The organism is Streptomyces sp. NBC_00358 (assembly GCF_036099295.1).
In the GTDB taxonomy this organism is placed as follows: Bacteria; Actinomycetota; Actinomycetes; order Streptomycetales; family Streptomycetaceae; genus Streptomyces.
In genome coordinates this window covers 1,062,541-1,079,917 of sequence record NZ_CP107976.1, presented here as the reverse complement: position 1 = coordinate 1,079,917, position 17,377 = coordinate 1,062,541, and the positions used below count along the sequence as shown (strand labels likewise).

Here is a 17,377-nt window from a genome sequence, read left to right as displayed (position 1 = left end):
TGCCGCGGTGCTGGGAGTCGAGGCGCCCCGTACTGACGTGTGCGGTACCGGCGCGCGCGTCGCCGACGCCGGTGCCCGGAGTCGAGGTGTGCGTCGCCGGTGGCGGTCTTGGGTACCGAGGTGCGCGTCGCCGCGCTGACGGTGGGGCGAACGGCCTCGGATGGTCACGCGGATCTCGCCGCCGGGCGGTTCGGCGGCATGATGGCCCGCATGCGCATCCGTATCGACGCCGTCGACCTGCCCGGCCTCACCTGCCGGGCCCCCGAGGGCCGCACCGTCTCGGCGTACGACAACATCCATGTGGCCGTACAACGCCGTGACCGCCCGGCCGAGCTGCTCGATCCCCAGCCGGGCGACGCCGCGTCGGCGACCTGGACCCTCGAATGCACCGCGGAGCCCTCGCCGACGGGGATCGAGCCGACAGGGATCGAGGTGAAGGGGCCCTATGTGCAGGACCGCCTGGGCCACCGGTTCATCTACCTGTCGTGGGGCACCGTCGACGAGGCGGGCGTCTTCAGCATGTTCCGTCGCGCCAAACTCATGCTCGACGCCGTTCCCTCCGACGTGCTCGCCGCGGCCGCGCGCGAGGGCCTCCTCATCGGGCGCCTGGGTCTGACCGACGAGTCGGGGAACCCTCGCTGCGCCCGCGTCGTGCCGCCGCAGATCGAGTGGACCGCCGAACCCGCCGCGTAGCCAGGCGCGTTCCCGCCTCGCCCGAGGTGGCGGGGCCACTGCCGGAGATGCCGATGACGGCGCCGCCGCAGTGGAGTTAGAGCCTCTAACGAAAACTCTTGACGCTCACGCCCGCGAGTTATACCTTCTAACTAAAGCGATAGTAGGTAACTCGCGCGGAGCGCAGTGGAGGTCGTCATGAACGCCGAAGGACTCGTCGAGGTCGTCCTGCCGGGCAAGGTGGAGCCGGAAGGCCTGGAGATCCGGCACGGCGCCGTCCCCGTCGCGGGCCCAGGCCAGGTCGTGATCCGGATGGAGGCGACCGGGGTCTCCTTCGCCGAGCAGCAGATGCGCCGCGGGCGGTACTACGACCAGCCGCCCTTCCCCTTCGTGCCGGGCTACGACCTGGTCGGCACCGTTCTCACCACCGGCCAGGGCGTCGACCCGGGGCTGGCCGGCACCCGGGTGGCCGCCCTGGTCAAGGTCGGCGGCTGGGCCAGCCATGTGCGGGTGGAGGCGGCGGACGTGGTGCCGGTACCCGACGGGATCGGGGCCGCGGAGGCGGAGACCCTGGTGGTCAACGGCATCACCGCCTGGCAGATGCTCCACCGCAGGGCGCGGGTCCGGGCCGGGCAGACCATCCTCGTGCACGGCGCCAACGGCGGGGTCGGTACGGTCCTGGTCCAGCTCGCGCAGGCCGCCGGTGTGAAGGTGATCGGAACGGCTTCCGCGCGTCACCACGACGCCCTCCGGGACCGGGGCGTCGCTCCCGTCGACTACCGCACCGAGGACGTCCCCGCGCGTGTGCGCGAACTCGCCCCAGGCGGGGTCGACGCCGTCTTCGACCATGTCGGAGGCCGCAGCGCCGTCGACTCCTGGCACCTGCTCGCCCCCGGCGGCACGCTCGTCTCCTACGGCAGCGCCTCCACCCGGGACGACACGGGGTCCAAGCAGTGGCCCGTGCTCAAGCTGCTCGGCCGGGTGTGGCTGTGGAATACGCTGCCCAACGGCCGCCACGCGTACTTCTTCAATGTCTGGGCCGGCCGGGCCCTGTCCAAGAACCGCTTCCGGGCCCGGCTTCGCGCCGACCTCACGCAGGTCTTCGGAGCCCTGCAGCGAGGTGACGTCACCGCCCAGATCGCCGCCCGGCTGCCGCTGACCCGCGCCGCCGACGCGCTGCGGCTGGCGGAGTCCGGCACCGTCGCCGGGAAAGTCGTCCTCAATCCGTAAACCCCTGCCGTGCCCGCCTCCTGGACGGCGGCGACGGCGGTGCCGTGCGGGACGCCTGCGGCTTCGTGGCGCTGACCGGACAGACCTGCGCCGCGTTCCGGGACTGGTCCGCGCCCTCGTTCCCCGGCGGTCGTGAACGGTCGGCCACGGTTTGCCCGCGCGGGCCCGGCAGGCGCGTGTCAGTGTGGATCCATGGCCGCGTGGCCGTGAGACCACCAGGACTTCGGGCGCCAGGCCTTCAGACCGCCGAGCCGTCGGACCGGCGAGGCAGAAAAGGAGACAGCGCGTGGAGGAGAGGGAATTCATCCAAGCGGTGTCGGAGCGCACGGGCCTGTCGCGGCAGGAGTCGGCCGATCTGACACGGGCCACGCTGGAGACACTCGCCCACCGGCTGAGCGGGGGCGAGGACCGGGCCTTGGCGCTCGAGCTCCCGGAAGGGCTGGCCGAGTCCGTCCGGCGAGGCGCCACCCCGGCGATCGAGGCGTTCGGCTACGACGAGGCCGTAAGGCGCGTCGCCGACCGCAACATGCTCAAGAAGGACGAGGCCGACAGCGGTGTCCGCGCTGTGCTCGTGACCATGCGCGAGGCGATCAGCGACAAGGAGTTCGGCAACATGATGTCGCAGCTCGGAGGCGAATTCTCGCAGCCCGTCGAGGAGTTCGTCGGCTGAGTCGACGGCACCTTCGCGCCCGAGGGGCATGGGCACCTCAGGCCACCTCACCCCGTCGGCCCGGCGGTCCCGGCACACACTGCCGGGACCGCCGGGCCGACGACATGCCGGCCGCGGACGTCGCCGGCCGCACGCGGGAACCCGTACGAGAAGCCGCGCGTTCCGGACTGCTCCGCTGCTCCGCTGCTCCACTGCTTGACCGCTCGCGCCGGGATACCGCCTGCCGGACGGCCGTGGACGCCGCGTCCCCCGTGTCGTCCGCAACTTCGCCTGTCGCGCCGGTCCTTGAGTGTGGGGGCCGTCACCCTCGTGTCATGGTCGGACGCCGATGTTCCCCGTCGGGGTTCCGACGCGCCCCCGATATCCTTCAGCTTCCTTCTCCGTCTCCGAGTTCGGGTGCCCCCACCTGGAAGGGATCGCACCTGTGGAGTTCCGGCTGCTCGGCACGGTGTCCGTCGACACCCGCGTGGGACCCCTGCCACTCGGCCCGGCCAAACGGCGCAGCCTGCTCGCGGCACTGCTGCTGTCGGTCAACACCCCCGTACCCGTGACCCGTCTGACGGACTGCCTGTGGGACGACGCGCCGCCCCTGCACGCGCGTGGTGTCATCCAGGGGCATGTGTCGCGGTTGCGTGCCCTGCTGGCCGGCGCGGACGCCGCCGCCTACGGGGTCGAACTGGCCACACTCGGCGACGCGTACGCCCTGCGGTCGCCCGAAACCCTCCTGGATTCGCAGCGGTTCGAGGAACTGCTCGCCCTCGCCAGAGGACAACAGGACCCACGGGACGCCGTGTTGATGCTCAAGGACGCCCTGTCGCTGTGGCAGGGGCCTGCCCTCGCGGGTGCCTTCCCCGGCCCGCCCCTCCAGGCGGCCGCTCATTCCCTGGAGGAGTCGCGAACGGCGGCGGTCGAGCAACTGGCCCACGCGCACACCGCGTTGGGGGAGCATGACCGTGCCGCGGCGGTGCTGCGCACGGAGGCGGTCGTCCACCCCATGCGGGAGCCGCTGGCGGCGTCCCTGATGACCGCGCTCTACCGGGCCGGACGTCAGTCGGAGGCGCTGGCCTGGTTCCATCGGACCCGGCGGCTGCTCGTGGACGAACTCGGTGTCGATCCGGGGCGCGAACTCGCCCAGGCGTACGCGCTGATTCTGCGCGGCGACCCCCTCCAGGAGGACGGGCCGGGCGTCGCACCGCCCACCGTCCCTTCCTCGGCCTCCGTCTCCCCGCCGCCCCGAGACATCCGCGAGGCAGCCGCCCGACAGCCCGCCGACGTGGACCCCGGCATACCCGGCGACGGGCTGAGCGACCTTCCTCCGCGGGGGCCAAAAGCCCGTGCCGACGACGTCTCCACCTCAACCCCCGCGCGGTCAGGGACCGTTGGCCTCCCGACGCCGGTCGGCCTGCCGTACCCCACCGATCTGCTGCCTCGGGCGCCCCGGGGATTCCAGGGGCGCCAGACCGAACTGGCCGCGCTCACCCGGGCCGCCGCCGCCGAGGCACCCGTCTGTCTGGTCACCGGGCTGCCCGGGGTGGGCAAGACCGCGCTGGCTCTGCAATGGGCCCACCGCAACGCCGGCCTTTTCCCCGACGGGCGGCTCTTCGCCGATCTGCGCGGTTTCGGCGACACCGGAGAAGCCGCCCTCATCGAAGTCCTCCGTGAGTTCCTGCCGGCGCTCGGTGTGCCGCCGCGACGCGTGCCCGAATCGGCGTCGGCCGCGGCCGCGCTGTTCCGTTCCCTGACCCACCGGCGCCGCCTGCTCGTCATCCTCGACAACGCCCGCGACTCCGCGACCGTCCGCGCGCTGCTGCCGGGTGGCGCCGACTGCGTCACCCTGGTCACCAGCCGGCACCGGCTGGACGGCCTCGTCGCCTCCGAGGCCGCCACCGCCGTCCCGCTGGACAGCCTCGAACCCCAGGACGGCACAGCCCTGCTGGCCGGTGTCCTCGGCCAGGACAGGGTGCTGGCCGAACCGATGGCCGCGCGCAGGCTCGCCGAACTGTGCGGGGGACTGCCCCTCGCGCTGCGCGTGACCGCCGCACGACTGGCCGGTCGCCCGCAGCGGACGCTCGCCGACCTCGCGGACGAACTCGCCGACGAGCGGAGCCGGCTGACGTATCTGGACGTGGACGACACCAGCGTCTCCGCCGCCCTGCGCCTGACCGTGCAGCAGTTGCCGCCCGACGCGCTGCACCAGTTCACCCGGCTCGGCCACCACCCCGGCTCCCACTTCGACCCCTTCACCGCAGCGGCACTTTCCGACACGGATCCGCCCGCCGCCGCGGCGGCGCTGGAGCGCCTCGCCGCCGCCCACCTGGTGACCGAGCCGTCACCCGGCCGATGGGAACTCCACGATCTGGTACGCCTCTACGCCCGCACCCTCGATCCCGGAGCCGCACGAGAGGCCCTCATCGGTGTCCTCGACCACTACATCGCCACCGCGCTCGCCGCCGCCGACACCGCGCAGCCCGGCGGCGAGCCCTGCTTCACGCTGCCGGAGGACTTTCATCGCCCAGCCGCCGTACGGGACTTCACCGACCGGGCGGACGCCATGCACTGGCTGGCCACCGAGCGTGAAGACCTGGCCCTGGCCGTCGTCGCGGCCCGAGCTGCCGGCCTCGACGACCGCGCCTGGCGCATCATCCTGCTCCAGTGGCCCCAAGTGGTCTGGCGGGTACGGGACGGCTGGGTACCGCTGCTCAACATCGCGCTGGAATGCGCGCGGGCCGAGCGCGACCCGTACGCCCAGTCGCGGGTGCTCACACTGTTCGGCTGGGTGCTGAGCGAGGAGGGCCGGCCGACCGAGGCGCTCGCCCTGCTGGAACTCTCGCCATCGCTCGCCCGGCAGGCGGACGACCGGCTCGGCGAGGCGACCGCGCTGATCAATCTCGCCGTCGTCGAAGCCGCGCAGGGCGACCTCGGGGCCGCGCTGGAGAACTGCGTCCGGGCCATCGTGCTGGCCCGGGAGGAACCCGACGCGCACACCGAGATGCTCGCGCTCCAGCACCTCGCACGCATCCAACTCGCCGCGAACCAGCCCCGCGAGGCGCTCCGCTCGGCTCGTACGGCGCTCGATCTCGGCCCCGAGCACGAGGAGGCGGCGCGCCGTGCCCTGCTGCTGACCGTCTGCGGCGAGGCCCAACTGGCGCTCGGCGCGCACAGCGAGGGAATCCTGCTGCTGGACCGGGCCGCGGGCGAGGCGGAGGGCGCCGGTTACGACGAGGGCGCCGTACAGGCCCTGGCCGCGCTCCTGAGGGTGAACCCGCGGGCCGACTACCGCAGCCGGTACGAGGAGGCGGTACGCCGCAGCGCCGACGACGGTTGACACCCACCGCTCCTTCCGGCGGGTGCCGCTCCGGTCTAGGACCGCCCCTCGACGTCCATCTCGCCCAGGAGGGACCAGTCGTCCTGGGGGATCTTCATGTTCAGGATGCGCGGTGTGGCGGCCAGGTGTCGGGGCAGCTTCTGCTGGGCGGCCTTGAAGTGCGCGGACTGGACGTGGGACGCGCCGGCCTCGTCGTCCCGGAAGGCCTCGACCAGGACGTACTCCGTCGGATCGTCGACGCTCCGGGACCAGTCGAACCAGAGACAGCCGGGCTCGGCGCGGGTGGCTGCGGTGAAGTCGGCGGTGATCTCCGGCCACTTCTCCGCGTCTTCGGGGCGGACACTGAACTTGGCGGTAATAAAGATCATGAGGGCTCCTCGGTTCTGTGCTGAGCCATTCTGTGCCGTCGACGGCAGTTGAACGCCAGGGGCGCGTAGGCCGACCGGGGGAACCGCCGAGAGCTGTCCCGCCACCCCCGGGAACGGTCCCGCCTCTCGCGACCCTGCCCGGACCTGGAGACGTAAGCGGGTCACGTGATGTCCGTGGTCGATTTCTGTTGCCGAGAGGTGGCCGGCTCTGTATCGTTTTTCGATAACATCGATAATCGATACGGGGGAAGTCATGGCTAGGGTACGCAATCCACTGGAGCCCATGTCGAGCGTGGTCAGGGGCATCGTGACGCTGTTCGCGGCGCTGATGGTCGCGAGCCTGCTCAGTGGGATGTTCGTGGGCGGAGTGCACATCCTCGGCATCGGCGACGAGACCATCTGCGTGACGGACACGTCCACGTCCACGAGCGGAGAGGCGTCTCCCATCGAGTTCAAGCCCGCGCCGGGAGTCTCGGCCGGCCTGGACGCACACCCGAGGTACTGCACCGACCATCCAGGTGCGGCCCAGAGCCTGCTCCACTCCGCGACCGAGGTTCCCGCCTTCGTCTTCACCCTCGGAGCGCTCCTGCTCGTTCTCCGGCTGATCCGGGGCGCGGAGCGCGAGGGACTCTACGCCGCGCGGACGGCGCAGCGGCTGCGGGGTGTTGGCTGGTGGCTGCTGGCCGGCAGTGTGCTCGCCGCGATCGCCACCTCCACGGCCGAACAGGCCCTGCTCGCTTCCCTGAGCAGAGGGGGCGACAACAGTGCCGTCACCGGGCTGATCTCGTGGGACGCTCCCTACATGGCGATACTCACCGGCCTCGGCGTTCTCTCGTTCGCCCGGATCATGCGTGTCGGCATCACCATGCGAGAAGATCTCGACGGAACGGTCTGATGTCCGAGGAGAAGGAGGAGCACGCGATCGAGGTCCATCTCGACCGCCTGCTCGAAGAACGCGGGATGACCCTGGCCGACCTGGCCGACCGGGTGGGTGTCACTCATGTGAACCTGTCGATCCTGAAGAACGGCCGGGCGAGAGCCGTACGGTTCACCACCCTGACACGGCTCTGCGAGGTACTGGAATGCCAGCCGGGCGACCTCCTCAGCCATCGCCCGGGCTGAGGACGGGGCCCGCGAGGACCCCGTCCGGTGGTGAACCTCCCTAATCGCGTCCGACCGCCGTGCAGACGCAGACCCTGTTCCCCTCCGGGTCGGCGAGCACGGTGTACGACGGTGATGCAGAGTCGTCGACCACGGTGCCACCGGCCGCGACGGCGGCCGGGATACGCGTCCGCGCCGCCTCGGGGGCCAGCCACAGATCCATGTGCCAGCGCTGGCGGGGGGTCTCGTGGGCGTCGGTCTGCTGGAACCACACACTGGGGACACGGTTCGTCGGGTCGAAGACCGTGTCGTGCACCGTGTCGCCGGCGTCCCCCGTGAGCAGGGCCGACCAGAAGGGGCCTGCCGCGGAGTCGTCCGCGGTGTCGAGTGCGATCTCCAGTTGTGTCACCTCGTCCGGGGCAGCCGTCAGCCCGTGTTCGCGGGCGAGCCCCGAGATGACGCGGGCCAGTTCGAGGTCCTGCGCGGTGACCTGGCGGGCGCCCTTCTCGTCGACGCTGAAAAGACTCACATCCACCACACCGGGACCCAGCCTGATCTCCGGTACGTCATGTCCGGCGATGAGCGACGCCTGCGCCACCGCGCCGACGAAGGCGGCGCCCGGGCCCGGACCGGCGGCTCTGTAGCGGGCGGCGAGCGGCTGGGCGAGCTTGCGCCAGTCGTTCAACCCGTGCGCGATCGATTCCAGGATCTCAGGAGTGCTGACCTTGTCCATGTGCCCATGTTTCCAGGCCGCCTTCCGTCCCACGGGACAGGCCGCGCGGACGAACCGTCAGGGGACGGGCCGTTCCCCCGTCCCGTCGAAGGCCCCCGGTTCGGGCCGTTCGTCGGTGAGTTCGGGCTCAAGACCTTCGCCCACGGCCGTCCGGACCCGGCCCGCGTCGGCGCGCCACGCCTCGAAGGCCCAGGTGGTGAGCGCGACGACGGCCAGCCCGAGCAGCCAGCCGCCCACCACATCACTGAACCAGTGCACACCCAGGGCGACGCGGGTGAAGCCGACCCCGAGGACGGAGAACACCGCCGCGTACCAGCACAGCGCCCGCCAGGACCGCGGCACCAAGGGCAGCAGGACCAGCAGGAGGATGGCGAACGAGGTGGTGGCGGTCATCGCGTGACCCGACGGGAAGGAGAAGCCGGGAGCCCGTGCCACCGGATCCTCCAGCGACGGACGCGCCCGCTCGACGACCGTCTTCACCAGCAGCCCGATGACTCCGCCCGCCACGGCGGTCACCGCGGACCAGGCGGCCAGCCGCCATGCCCGGCGGTACAGCAGCCAGCCGGTCAGCAGCGCGACAGCCGTACGCAGGGTGAGCGGATCCCAGACCCGGTCGGAGAGGAAGCGCAGCGTACTCGTCCAGGCGGGATGCGCCAGGGCGATGCCGTGCAGCCGTCGGGCGGCGCCCGCGTCGATCCGGCGCAGGGGCTGCCACTGTCCCTCGACGAGGACGAGGAGCAGACCGAACGGCACCGCGGCGATCGCCGCGACGGCGGCGGAGCCGAGGAGCCGGGCGCCGAATCTGCGGTCGGCCGCCCGACGGCGGTCCCGCAGGCTCCGGACCGCGACACGCGCTGCCATTCAGACTCCCGGGTCGGGGCGGACCGGACCCGGACGCCGCGCGCGTGAGGCCTCCAGTTGCGCGGCGAAGGACAGCCCGAGGAAGAGGGCGATCGAGGTCAGATAGGCCCAGAGCAGCAGCGACATGAAGGCGCTGAGGGGGCCGTAGACCGTGTCGAAGGAGCCGCTGATCCCGAGGTAGAGGCTCAACAGCCAGGTCAGCGCCGTCCAGAGCACCAGATACACGGCGGCGCCGAAGGCCAGCCAGGTGTAACCGGGCTGCTGGCGGCGGGGCGAGCGACGGAAGATCGCGCTGGCCGAGATGAGGGCGAGGAACAGCCCGCAGGGCCAACGCAGCATGTCCCAGGCGGTCTTGGCGACTCCGTCGAGGTGATAGACGATCACGACCGCGGACGCCAGGTCGCCGCCCGCCACCATCAGGACGAATCCGAGGCCGAGCGGGATTCCCGCGCTCAGGGACATGACCAGGCCGCGTAGATACTTCCGGTGGAAGACGCGGTCGCGCTCGTTCCCGTAGATCCGGTTGGCACCGCGTTCTATCTGGCACATCGCGGTGGTGACGTTGACCAGGGAGAAGGCGAGGCCGAACCACAGGGCGACCTGCGCCCCGTCGCCCGCCGTGTGCCGGCTGCGGCGCAGCGCGTCGTCGACGACGTCGGCGCTCGGACCCGCGGCGATCCGGCGGATCGTCAGTTCGGCGACCCTGCCGATGTCCTCCGTGTGCAGGGCCGACGAGAGTCCGACGAACGCGATGGCGAGGGGGATCAGGGCCAGGACCGTCTGCAGGGCGAGCGCGCGGGAATGGCTGAACCCGTCGGCGTAGCGGAACCGGATGAACGCGTCGCGCAGCAGGGGCCAGCCGCCGTAGCGGCGCAGGGCCGCGAGCGCATCGTCGGCGGAGAGTTCGTCTCCGGGCATGACGTGGGTCTCCGGGACCTTGGTCGCGGTACCCATTCACTTCTCCCGGGCGGGCAGCAGGACGGTCAGCGCGGCCGGCTCGACCTCGGCGGTGAGGCGCCGCCCGGGGCCCACCGGGTCCCCGTCGAGCTCCCGGGACTGAGGGGTGTCGAAGACGAGTTCCGCGCGCCGGAAGGTGAAGAACTCCACGGGGACCCCGCGTCGAGCGGTGCCATCGGCGGCGACGGTGTGTACGGCGGACGGCCGGGGTGACCCGGCGCGGCGGCGCAGGAGCGTCCGCGCGGCGCGCAGCCAGCCGACGGCGCCGCGGGGGTCGAGGACCAGCAGGTCGAGCAGTCCGTCGTCGGGACGGGCGTCGGGCAGCAGGGTCACCCCGCCCTGCACGGTTCCGACGTTGGCGACCAGCACCATACGGGCCGTGCGCCGGAAGGCGGGGGAGTCGTCCAGCCGGATCGTCACTCTCATACGGGGTGTGCGCAGCGTTCCGATCCCGGCCAGAGCGTAGGCCGGCCAGCCCAGGTGGGCCTTGGCGCGAGGGTCGGTGTGTTCCATCATCGCGGCGTCGAGGCCCGCTCCGGCCATCGCGGCGAACCGGGTGGCGGTCAGGCCGTCGCCCTCGACGGCCGCCAGGTCGAGAGGGCGCGGGCCGCCGTCCAGCGCGGCGTCGAGCGCGGCGGTGGGGGAGAGCGGCAGACCGAGATTGCGCGCCAGCAGGTTGCCGGTGCCGCAGGGGACGATGGCCAGCGGAACACCGCTCTGGGCCAGGGCGTCGGCGACCGTGCGGACCGTTCCGTCCCCACCGCAGACCACGACGAGTGTCGCGCCCTCGCGGACCGCGCGGGCCGTCTGCCCGGCCCCGGGGTCGGCCACGGTGGTCTCCAGGAACACGGGGTCCCGGTGGCCGTGCCGTTCAAGGGTCCGCCGCAGGTCTTCGCGCGTGGCCTCGTCGGTGACCGTGGGATTGAGGATCACGGCCGTCGTGCCGGGCGGGCGCTCGTCGGCGGTCCGTGCGGCGGGTGCGGCGTCCGCGGAGGGCGCGGCGGTCACGGACCGGTCGACCAGCAGGGCGCGGCCCACGATCAGCAGCGACAGCCCGCCGTTGGCGAGGCCGCCGAGCACGTCCGTGGGGTGGTGCATGCCCCGGTAGAGCCGGGCGGCGCCGACGAGCAGCGGCAGGACCAGCAGGAGTCCGGCCACGATCCTGCGCCACGGCCCGCGCGCTCGGGACAGCACGACCACGGCCAGGCCCGCGTAGAGCGCGGTCGCCGCCCCGGTGTGTCCTGAGGTGTAACTGGAGGTGGGCGGAGAGGCGTCGAGGCGGTCCACGTCCGGCCGCTGCCGGTCCACCGACTCGGTGATGGCCAGGAAGACCAGCGCCTGGAGGGACACGGCGAGGGCGAGGAAGACCGCTTGGCGCCACATCGGCAGACGGGGTATCAGGAGCAGGCCCAAGCAGGTCAGAAGCGTGACGGCGATCACCGTGAGGGTGTTGCCGGCTTCCGAACCGATGGACGACAGCGTGGTGAGCGTGCCGGTGCGGGCCCGTTCGAGGCCCTCGTCGACGGTGTCCTCGGCCGTCAGCGGCCACAGCCCGCGGGCGGGGCCGGTGATCAGGAGTCCGAAGCCCACCATCACCGCCGCCTGGCACGCGGTCAGCGCGCCGACGCGTGCGGCCGTCCGGCCGGTGCCCCGGGGGAGTGCGAACGAGCGGGCCGGGCCCGCGACTTCGGTTCGGCCGCGGGACCTCGCGGCGGCTCTGTCCGGTACGGCGGTCGGCATCGGGACTCCCGGGGCAGCGCGGTCCGGCCGGATTCCACCCGGGCCGCGCTTCCTCCCGGGTCCCCCGCCGTTTGCCCCGGAACGCCTTGAACAGGCCTGCCTCGGCGTGGAATCGGACGAGGCGCCGCCTCGGGGACCCGCAGCCGGGCGTCGATCCGGGCGGACCGAGCCCGGCAGCCGGCCGGAGCCCGGTCATCGGGCTCCGGCGTCCGGCTCAGCCGTGATAGGTGATGTACCCGTTGCCGTCACGGTCGTTGGCCGACTTGGTGTACGAGTGGACGTCGGCGCGGGCGCCGGACGACTTGTACAGGTAGATGCTGTCCTTGTCGTTGTTCCAGATGAAGTTGCAGTTCTGGCGGTAGACCACGTTCCGGGCGTCCGAGTCGGTGCCGTGCCCGCCGCGGAGCTTGATGTAGTCCCCGGGCTCCAGGTAGTGGTTCGCGGGGAAGGTGAACTTGTTGCCGGTGGCGTCCTTGACGACGTAGCCCTTCAGGTTCACGGTCGCCGTGGACGAGTAGTTCTTGATCGTCAGGTACTCGTCCCTGCTGTTGCCGCTGGAGCAGCTGTTGGAGTCCGGGCCGGGCGCGTCGTACTGGACGCCCTTGATCTTCAGCGCGGACGAGTACTCGGTGGTGGCCTGTGCCGGGGCCGCGGCGATGGCCGCGAGCGTGCCGACAGCGGCGGCGGTGACAGCCAGGGTGTTGCGCATGCGCATGAGGAATCCCCCCTCGGTGGTGCGAATGGAGCTCCAGGAGCATACCGATGGTGTGATCAGCACATGGCGAGAATGTGAGGGAGACGTAAACGCCCCGGAGTCGCGAGTGTCCTTTGCGGCCCAGGGGCGGGCCCGCGGATCCGTCGCGGAACCCGGTCGACGTGGCCGCTCACCTGCTGTGACTTCGCCCACCTCCCCTTGTCCCGACAAGGAAGGCATACCTAAGTTCTGTCCCATGGCCCCATACGATCCCCCGCTCCCCGACGGCCCCGGCGGCTCCGGCGACGCAGACGCCCCGCCGCACCCGGCTGCCGGGCGACCGGACGCCCCCGCTCTGGTCGAGTTCTCCGTCGACCTCACCGCTCAGGAGGTCCGGCGGCAGGTCCAGGTACTGGCCGCCCTCGGCCCCGACTGGGACCCGATGGAGGTGATGCGCGGCGAGGAGGCCGCGTACGCCCTTCTGTACTCCGGTCTCGACGAGAAGCAGCAGCGCGTCTACGACGACCTGGTCGCGTCCGGCGTACTTCCCCGGCGCGGAGACGGCAGTGCTGCCGCTTGATCCGCAGGCGGACATCGGGCGCCGCGCCTGGGTGACGTGTCCGAACTGCGCCGACAGCCGCGGGTGCGCCCCGTGCGAGGAACGGCGGTCGTGCTCCGACCACTGGCGCTACCTGCTCTCCACCACCGGAAGCCTGCTCCACCTGCAATGCCCGTCGTGCACCCATGTCTGGGTCCACGAGACCGGATTCGGCGCCACACGCTCCCTGTGGAACCGCATCGCCGGCGGCCGCCCACGCCGCTGACCGGCGGGAAGGTGCCGTCAACGCGGATGATCGGACACCCCCCACGACAGGCCGGGCGGGGCGGGGTTATCCTCAGGGCCCCAGGCGGGTCGAACGTGTCCGATGCGCCGCTGTGGGAAGATCGCAACCCCGCACGACAGCAGTCCGGGCCCCGTGCACGCCATCGCTCGTAGATTCGAGAACGCTCGCGGCCCACCGGTGGATGACGGACCGGCCCGCGCGGGTAAAGAAACTATGCGCACCTGCGCGAACATCCCACTGCCGAAGGACTGCCGGTCTTGGACCTCCCACACTCCGAATCACCTGCCGCGCGACGTCCCGGACGCACGTGGACCGTCCGCATCTCCGGCCACAGCGACCGCACCGCGTCGGTATCGTGCTCCTCTCCCTGCGCCATGCCCCCGCGCTCCCGCGACCTCGCCGCGCTGCGCCGCTTCGCCGAGGCCCACGTCGGGGCGCATGCCCGCGCGGCCACCGTGCACGCGGACGCGGCCTGCGCCTGCCGGCAGGCGCAGTGCGCTTCCCACGAGGACAGCCAGGTGCACTGCATGGGCAGTGTGCTGCTGGTGCTGCGCCATGATCCGGCCATCGCCCAGGTGTGGACCTTGATGGAGGTCTGCGCCGCCTGCGCTCCGATGATGACGCACACCCGCGTCGTGGGCCGTGCCGTGCCCCGTACCCGTACGCCCTCCACACCGTCCGCGACGACCACGCCGGAGGCCGCCGCCGGTGCCCCGGTCGTCGCGCCCGCGATCCCCGGCGGATTCAGTGCCCCGACCGGGCCCGGCTTCAACAGCGCGGACGCGCCGCCTGCGCCGTCACGGCGCCGCGCCGCCGGCCGTGGCCGCCCCCAGCCCCGGCAGGGCCGACGCGACCAGGGCAGATCGCGCGGCTGACCACGTCCGCACCCCGCTCGGCGGACGTGCGGAACAAGCCGGTCTGGACCCGGCCGACCCCGGTCCGGCCCGGCGGACCTGACGGATCCGACAGACCTGACGGGCCGGACCGACAGGTCGGCCCGAGAGGCCCGACGACCTGGTCCCACGGACCCGGCGGGTCGGCCGCGGGACGCCATCGGGCGGCCCGAGGGACCCGCCGGAACGCTTGTGCGCCCGGCTTCGCCCACGACTTCCGCTGGTCAGCACCCGGCCCGCGCTTCAGCGCTGCCGTCGACGCGTCCGGCCGTCGTGGTCGGCGACCTGCCCCTGAAGGGCTCTCGTGCGGGAGGCGGGCGCAGGGCCCGGAGGCGGGCATGATCCGGGCATTTTCCTGAACGGCACCTGTGCGGTTGAGGGTTCATCATCGACTGAAAGCCGTTGCATGGCTTTGCGCAATTCTTGCAGGCGTTGCAAGGTGGCACCGCGCGGCGGCCCCGAGGCCGCTGCTTCGCCGACACGAAGGACGCCACCATGTTCCCCGCCAGTCGCCTCGCATCCCCGCACCGGCTCAGGGCGGTCCTGGGTCTGTCCGCCGTAGTCCTGGGTCTGCTGGGTGCGACCGGCGCGCCCGCCGCCGCGCGGGACGCCGGCCGGGACACTCCTGCCGACGACGTCGTCCACGCGACAACCGTTCCGGACTGCGTCCACTACTACAGCGACTGGCGCTACACGACCGTCGTCAACGACTGCGACACCACGGTCGACGTCACCGTCGAATACACCGACGGCCAGGGCGCCCCCTGCCGCACCCTGCTTCCCCAGGCCATCGCCACCTTCTCGGGCTACGGCCCCCAGCTCAACTACGTGACGGGCCTCAGCACCTGCACACCCGCGAGCGTGTGAGTCCGTCACCCGACATACCGACCCGGGCGACGGACTCCCCTCCTCGCCCGGGTCCTCGGTCCGCGCGGGCATGGCCGCTGACGCCGGCGCCCTGCCGTCTTCTCAAGGGCAGTGATACGCGAGCTCCGTCGAGACGGTGCGGCGCACCGGGGAGAGCAGGTGCAGTTCGGCGCGCGCCGCGTAACGGCCGTTGCCCTGGAACGTCCACAACAGGTGCAGCCGGGCCACTTCCTGATGACGCGTCATGTCCTCGTGCAGGACCGCCGAGAAGGTGCCGTCGCTGCGCACCCAGCGGTAGGCGAGTGTGCCGGGCCTGCCATTGGTCGTGACCGTGGCCGTGACATCGGCGGTCTCGTCGCATCCGGGGGAGGGCGACGCACTGGCGACCTTGACGTCGTCCACGCCGATGGCGGGCGCGGAGCGGTGCCAGAGGAGGAAGGCGACGACGGCCAGCAGGACCACGGCGGGCAGCGCGTGTCTGCGCCAGGTCCGGCGGCGTACCGGGACCGCCCGAGGAACCTCGGTGACCCGTCGTACGGTGTCGGCGTTCACGCCGGGGCCGAAGCGCAGCAGAGTGCCCTCGACCCGGTCGGGCCGCGTCTCCCCGATCGCCGGAACCGACAGCGCCACCGTCGTCGAACTCCCGGTGAGGGCGAGCGTGTCGGGGGAGTCCGGCCGTTGGATCCAGTGACTGGCCAGCACGGTCGCGCTGTACTCGTCGTCGGGTGAGGGGGCGCCCGCGGCGCCGGGGTGGTCGGTCATGAGATCAGGCACCGCCGCGTCAGTAGCTGTTGCCAGGCGCCGCCGTCGGCGGAGGCCGGCTGGGTCCTGGCCTGGACGCCCCAGTAGCAGCCCATTCCCTGGAACGTGTGGGCCAGGGCGATCGTGTACTGGGTCGATCCACTGCGCTGGTACGTGTCCGCCGCGCCGTCCTGGGCCCCGGCCTGGCCGCTGACCTCGCCGGTGAACCAAGCGACCGTGAGGGTGACCGGTCCGGTTCCGTCGGTGGTGACGGTGACCGTCGCCGTCGCGGTCGTGTTGCCCGTCTGCCGGAAGCCGTCGAAGGCGACGGACTTGACGTTGACGGTGGGGCTGGGTGACGCGGACGCCGTGGTCGGCGCCGCCGACGTCGGGGCCGGTGTGGTCGGGGGCGCGACGGTGCCGGACGCGGCCGTGGTCGCGGAGTCCGACGAGGTCGGCTGCGTCGTGGCGTCCGAGGCCGAGCCGGAAACCGTGGGCGCGGCCGATGTGGAGGACGCGGAGGACGGCGTCGGCGAACCGGGACCGGCCGTCGTCGCGGGGTCGCCGAGGAGGGTCGGCTGCGCGCTGGTGGTGGCGAGTGCCTGCGCGGCCTTGCGCGGTGTGCCGAAGTCCGGAGCGTGCCGGTCGATGCCGTACGTCAGGAGGAGGGCCGCGACCAGCGCGGCCCCCGACACGAGCAGCGCCCGCAGGCTCGGACGCCAGGCGCGGAGCCAGTCGGGTGTCCCGCCGAGGATCGTGCGCGCCGTGTCCGTGGCACGGCGCGGAACGGAGGGGGCGGAGGGAAGCAGCAGAAGGGACAGCGCGGCGAGTGCCGCGAGCCGCCCGCGGCCGCGCTCCTCCCAGTCCGGCCCGTACGCGCCGCCGGCCGTGGCCTCCAGCTCCGCCACGAAGTCCTCGGCTTGGGCGGGCCGTTGTTCAGGTGATTTGGCCAGGCCGCGCTGGACCAGGGAGCGCACCGGCTCGGGGACCTCGTCGGCGGGAATCGCGCCGTCCACGTGCTGGAGGGCGAGTTCGGCCAGGTTCTCGCCCGTGTAGGGCTTGCGGCCGGTCAGGCACTCGAAGAAGGTGGCGGTCGCGGCGTACACGTCCGCGGCCGGTGAGGCGGGGGCGCCGGTCCACTGCTCCGGGGCCATGTACGACGGGGTGCCCGCGATGCCCGCCGTGGTGCCGTCGGCGGTGGCGATCCCGAAGTCCACGAGCTTGGACGTGCCGTCGGGGCGGACGAGGACGTTCTCCGGCTTGTAGTCACGGTGGACCACGCCGATGCGGTGGGCGTCGGCGAGGCCGAGCAGCGAGCCCTTGAGGAGGACGAGCGCGGCTTCCGGTTCGAGGGGAGCCTGCCGGCCGAGCAGTGTCCGCAGGGACACACCGTCCACCAGCTCCATCACGATGGCCGCGCCCTCCGGCCCCTCCACATACTCGTAGAGGCCTGCCACGTGGTCGCTTCGCAGTCCGCCGAGCAGCCGGGCCTCCGCCCGGAACTCCTGCACGAAACCCGGACGGGTGCGCAGCGACTCGTTCAGGTACTTGACCGCGACCGGATGGCCGGTCCCCTCGTGAACGGCCAGCGCGACGCGTCCGCTCGCCCCCGAACCGAGTTCGCGGGACTCGGCGTAGCCCGGTACCGCCCATGTGCTCATGACCCATGCCTCCCCATGA

At 72.2% G+C, this 17,377-nt stretch carries 18 protein-coding genes; 10 read left to right on the top strand and 8 right to left on the bottom strand.

Features of this window, described 5'->3' with window-relative positions:
- The first annotated feature begins 198 nt into the window (after nt 1-198).
- The 4 genes from OHT01_RS04485 to OHT01_RS04470 all read left to right on the top strand — a co-directional run bounded on the left by OHT01_RS04485 (nt 199) and on the right by OHT01_RS04470 (nt 5,897).
- Nucleotides 199-693, top strand: coding sequence for a DUF5990 family protein (locus OHT01_RS04485; protein ID WP_328558020.1), 495 nt, complete (start codon nt 199-201; stop codon nt 691-693).
- Nucleotides 694-870: 177 nt separating this feature from the next.
- Nucleotides 871-1,902: a medium chain dehydrogenase/reductase family protein gene (locus tag OHT01_RS04480; protein ID WP_328551798.1), complete on the top strand. Its 1,032-nt coding sequence runs from the start codon at nt 871-873 to the stop codon at nt 1,900-1,902.
- A gap of 286 nt (nt 1,903-2,188) precedes the next feature.
- On the top strand, nt 2,189-2,572 hold the full coding sequence (locus OHT01_RS04475) for a DUF2267 domain-containing protein (RefSeq protein WP_328551797.1): 384 nt from the start codon (nt 2,189-2,191) through the stop codon (nt 2,570-2,572).
- Nucleotides 2,573-2,996: 424 nt separating this feature from the next.
- Entirely contained in the window at nt 2,997-5,897 is a 2,901-nt protein-coding gene (locus tag OHT01_RS04470; RefSeq protein WP_328551796.1) for an AfsR/SARP family transcriptional regulator, read from the top strand.
- Nucleotides 5,898-5,932: 35 nt separating this feature from the next.
- Here OHT01_RS04470 and OHT01_RS04465 read toward each other — a convergent pair whose 3' ends face one another.
- Nucleotides 5,933-6,265 (bottom strand): putative quinol monooxygenase, encoded by a 333-nt coding sequence (locus OHT01_RS04465; RefSeq protein ID WP_328551795.1) that lies wholly within the window; start codon nt 6,263-6,265, stop codon nt 5,933-5,935.
- A 283-nt stretch (nt 6,266-6,548) separates the two neighbouring features.
- On the opposite strand from OHT01_RS04465, the gene OHT01_RS04460 reads away from it, so the two are divergent.
- On the top strand, nt 6,549-7,160 hold the full coding sequence (locus OHT01_RS04460; RefSeq protein ID WP_328551794.1) for a DUF2975 domain-containing protein: 612 nt from the start codon (nt 6,549-6,551) through the stop codon (nt 7,158-7,160).
- On the top strand, nt 7,160-7,387 hold the full coding sequence (locus OHT01_RS04455; protein WP_328551793.1) for a helix-turn-helix domain-containing protein: 228 nt from the start codon (nt 7,160-7,162) through the stop codon (nt 7,385-7,387). The genes OHT01_RS04460 and OHT01_RS04455 overlap by 1 nt, the downstream gene beginning before the upstream one ends.
- A gap of 40 nt (nt 7,388-7,427) precedes the next feature.
- Here OHT01_RS04455 and OHT01_RS04450 read toward each other — a convergent pair whose 3' ends face one another.
- The 5 genes from OHT01_RS04450 to OHT01_RS04430 all read right to left on the bottom strand — a co-directional run bounded on the left by OHT01_RS04450 (nt 7,428) and on the right by OHT01_RS04430 (nt 12,372).
- Nucleotides 7,428-8,099 carry a VOC family protein gene (locus tag OHT01_RS04450; protein ID WP_328551792.1) on the bottom strand — a complete coding sequence of 224 codons (672 nt, stop codon included), beginning with the start codon at nt 8,097-8,099 and terminating at the stop codon, nt 7,428-7,430.
- A gap of 57 nt (nt 8,100-8,156) precedes the next feature.
- Complete coding sequence (locus tag OHT01_RS04445) at nt 8,157-8,960, bottom strand: phosphatase PAP2 family protein (RefSeq protein ID WP_328551791.1); 804 nt, start codon at nt 8,958-8,960, stop codon at nt 8,157-8,159.
- Nucleotides 8,961-9,914 (bottom strand): YihY/virulence factor BrkB family protein, encoded by a 954-nt coding sequence (locus tag OHT01_RS04440; protein ID WP_328551790.1) that lies wholly within the window; start codon nt 9,912-9,914, stop codon nt 8,961-8,963.
- Nucleotides 9,915-11,657, bottom strand: a complete 1,743-nt coding sequence (locus OHT01_RS04435; RefSeq protein ID WP_328551789.1) for a diacylglycerol kinase family protein — start codon at nt 11,655-11,657, stop codon at nt 9,915-9,917.
- Between the two features lie 214 nt (nt 11,658-11,871).
- Nucleotides 11,872-12,372, bottom strand: coding sequence for a lamin tail domain-containing protein (locus tag OHT01_RS04430; RefSeq protein WP_328551788.1), 501 nt, complete (start codon nt 12,370-12,372; stop codon nt 11,872-11,874).
- Nucleotides 12,373-12,607: 235 nt separating this feature from the next.
- On the opposite strand from OHT01_RS04430, the gene OHT01_RS04425 reads away from it, so the two are divergent.
- From OHT01_RS04425 to OHT01_RS04410, 4 genes are all read left to right on the top strand, one after another.
- A complete protein-coding gene (locus OHT01_RS04425; RefSeq protein ID WP_328551787.1) occupies nt 12,608-12,931 on the top strand; it encodes a DUF6400 family protein in 324 nt (107 codons plus the stop codon).
- On the top strand, nt 12,918-13,175 hold the full coding sequence (locus OHT01_RS04420) for a hypothetical protein (RefSeq protein WP_328551786.1): 258 nt from the start codon (nt 12,918-12,920) through the stop codon (nt 13,173-13,175). The genes OHT01_RS04425 and OHT01_RS04420 overlap by 14 nt, the downstream gene beginning before the upstream one ends.
- A 395-nt stretch (nt 13,176-13,570) precedes the next feature.
- Nucleotides 13,571-14,071 carry a hypothetical protein gene (locus tag OHT01_RS04415; protein WP_328551785.1) on the top strand — a complete coding sequence of 167 codons (501 nt, stop codon included), beginning with the start codon at nt 13,571-13,573 and terminating at the stop codon, nt 14,069-14,071.
- 513 nt (nt 14,072-14,584) lie between these two features.
- Nucleotides 14,585-14,956: an alpha-amylase gene (locus OHT01_RS04410; protein WP_328551784.1), complete on the top strand. Its 372-nt coding sequence runs from the start codon at nt 14,585-14,587 to the stop codon at nt 14,954-14,956.
- A 102-nt stretch (nt 14,957-15,058) separates the two neighbouring features.
- Here the strand turns inward: OHT01_RS04410 and OHT01_RS04405 are convergent, their stop codons facing one another.
- Together OHT01_RS04405 and OHT01_RS04400 are read right to left on the bottom strand one after the other, a co-directional pair.
- Nucleotides 15,059-15,730 carry a hypothetical protein gene (locus OHT01_RS04405; protein WP_328551783.1) on the bottom strand — a complete coding sequence of 224 codons (672 nt, stop codon included), beginning with the start codon at nt 15,728-15,730 and terminating at the stop codon, nt 15,059-15,061.
- Entirely contained in the window at nt 15,715-17,358 is a 1,644-nt protein-coding gene (locus OHT01_RS04400; RefSeq protein WP_328551782.1) for a protein kinase domain-containing protein, read from the bottom strand. Before OHT01_RS04400 ends, OHT01_RS04405 begins: the two co-directional genes overlap by 16 nt.
- Nucleotides 17,359-17,377 lie beyond the last annotated feature (19 nt).

Bases quoted from the DNA above. Each gene is read 5' to 3' on its own strand.
- OHT01_RS04450 (WP_328551792.1), bottom strand. From the start codon at position 8,099: ATGGACAAGGTCAGCACTCCTGAGATCCTGGAATCGATCGCGCACGGG.
- OHT01_RS04445 (WP_328551791.1), bottom strand. From the start codon at position 8,960: ATGGCAGCGCGTGTCGCGGTCCGGAGCCTGCGGGACCGCCGTCGGGCG.
- OHT01_RS04400 (WP_328551782.1), bottom strand. From the start codon at position 17,358: ATGAGCACATGGGCGGTACCGGGCTACGCCGAGTCCCGCGAACTCGGT.
- OHT01_RS04465 (WP_328551795.1), bottom strand. From the start codon at position 6,265: ATGATCTTTATTACCGCCAAGTTCAGTGTCCGCCCCGAAGACGCGGAG.
- OHT01_RS04425 (WP_328551787.1), top strand. From the start codon at position 12,608: ATGGCCCCATACGATCCCCCGCTCCCCGACGGCCCCGGCGGCTCCGGC.
- OHT01_RS04480 (WP_328551798.1), top strand. From the start codon at position 871: ATGAACGCCGAAGGACTCGTCGAGGTCGTCCTGCCGGGCAAGGTGGAG.
- OHT01_RS04455 (WP_328551793.1), top strand. From the start codon at position 7,160: ATGTCCGAGGAGAAGGAGGAGCACGCGATCGAGGTCCATCTCGACCGC.
- OHT01_RS04415 (WP_328551785.1), top strand. From the start codon at position 13,571: ATGCCCCCGCGCTCCCGCGACCTCGCCGCGCTGCGCCGCTTCGCCGAG.
- OHT01_RS04460 (WP_328551794.1), top strand. From the start codon at position 6,549: ATGTCGAGCGTGGTCAGGGGCATCGTGACGCTGTTCGCGGCGCTGATG.
- OHT01_RS04410 (WP_328551784.1), top strand. From the start codon at position 14,585: ATGTTCCCCGCCAGTCGCCTCGCATCCCCGCACCGGCTCAGGGCGGTC.
- OHT01_RS04440 (WP_328551790.1), bottom strand. From the start codon at position 9,914: ATGGGTACCGCGACCAAGGTCCCGGAGACCCACGTCATGCCCGGAGAC.
- OHT01_RS04435 (WP_328551789.1), bottom strand. From the start codon at position 11,657: ATGCCGACCGCCGTACCGGACAGAGCCGCCGCGAGGTCCCGCGGCCGA.
- OHT01_RS04430 (WP_328551788.1), bottom strand. From the start codon at position 12,372: ATGCGCATGCGCAACACCCTGGCTGTCACCGCCGCCGCTGTCGGCACG.
- OHT01_RS04485 (WP_328558020.1), top strand. From the start codon at position 199: ATGATGGCCCGCATGCGCATCCGTATCGACGCCGTCGACCTGCCCGGC.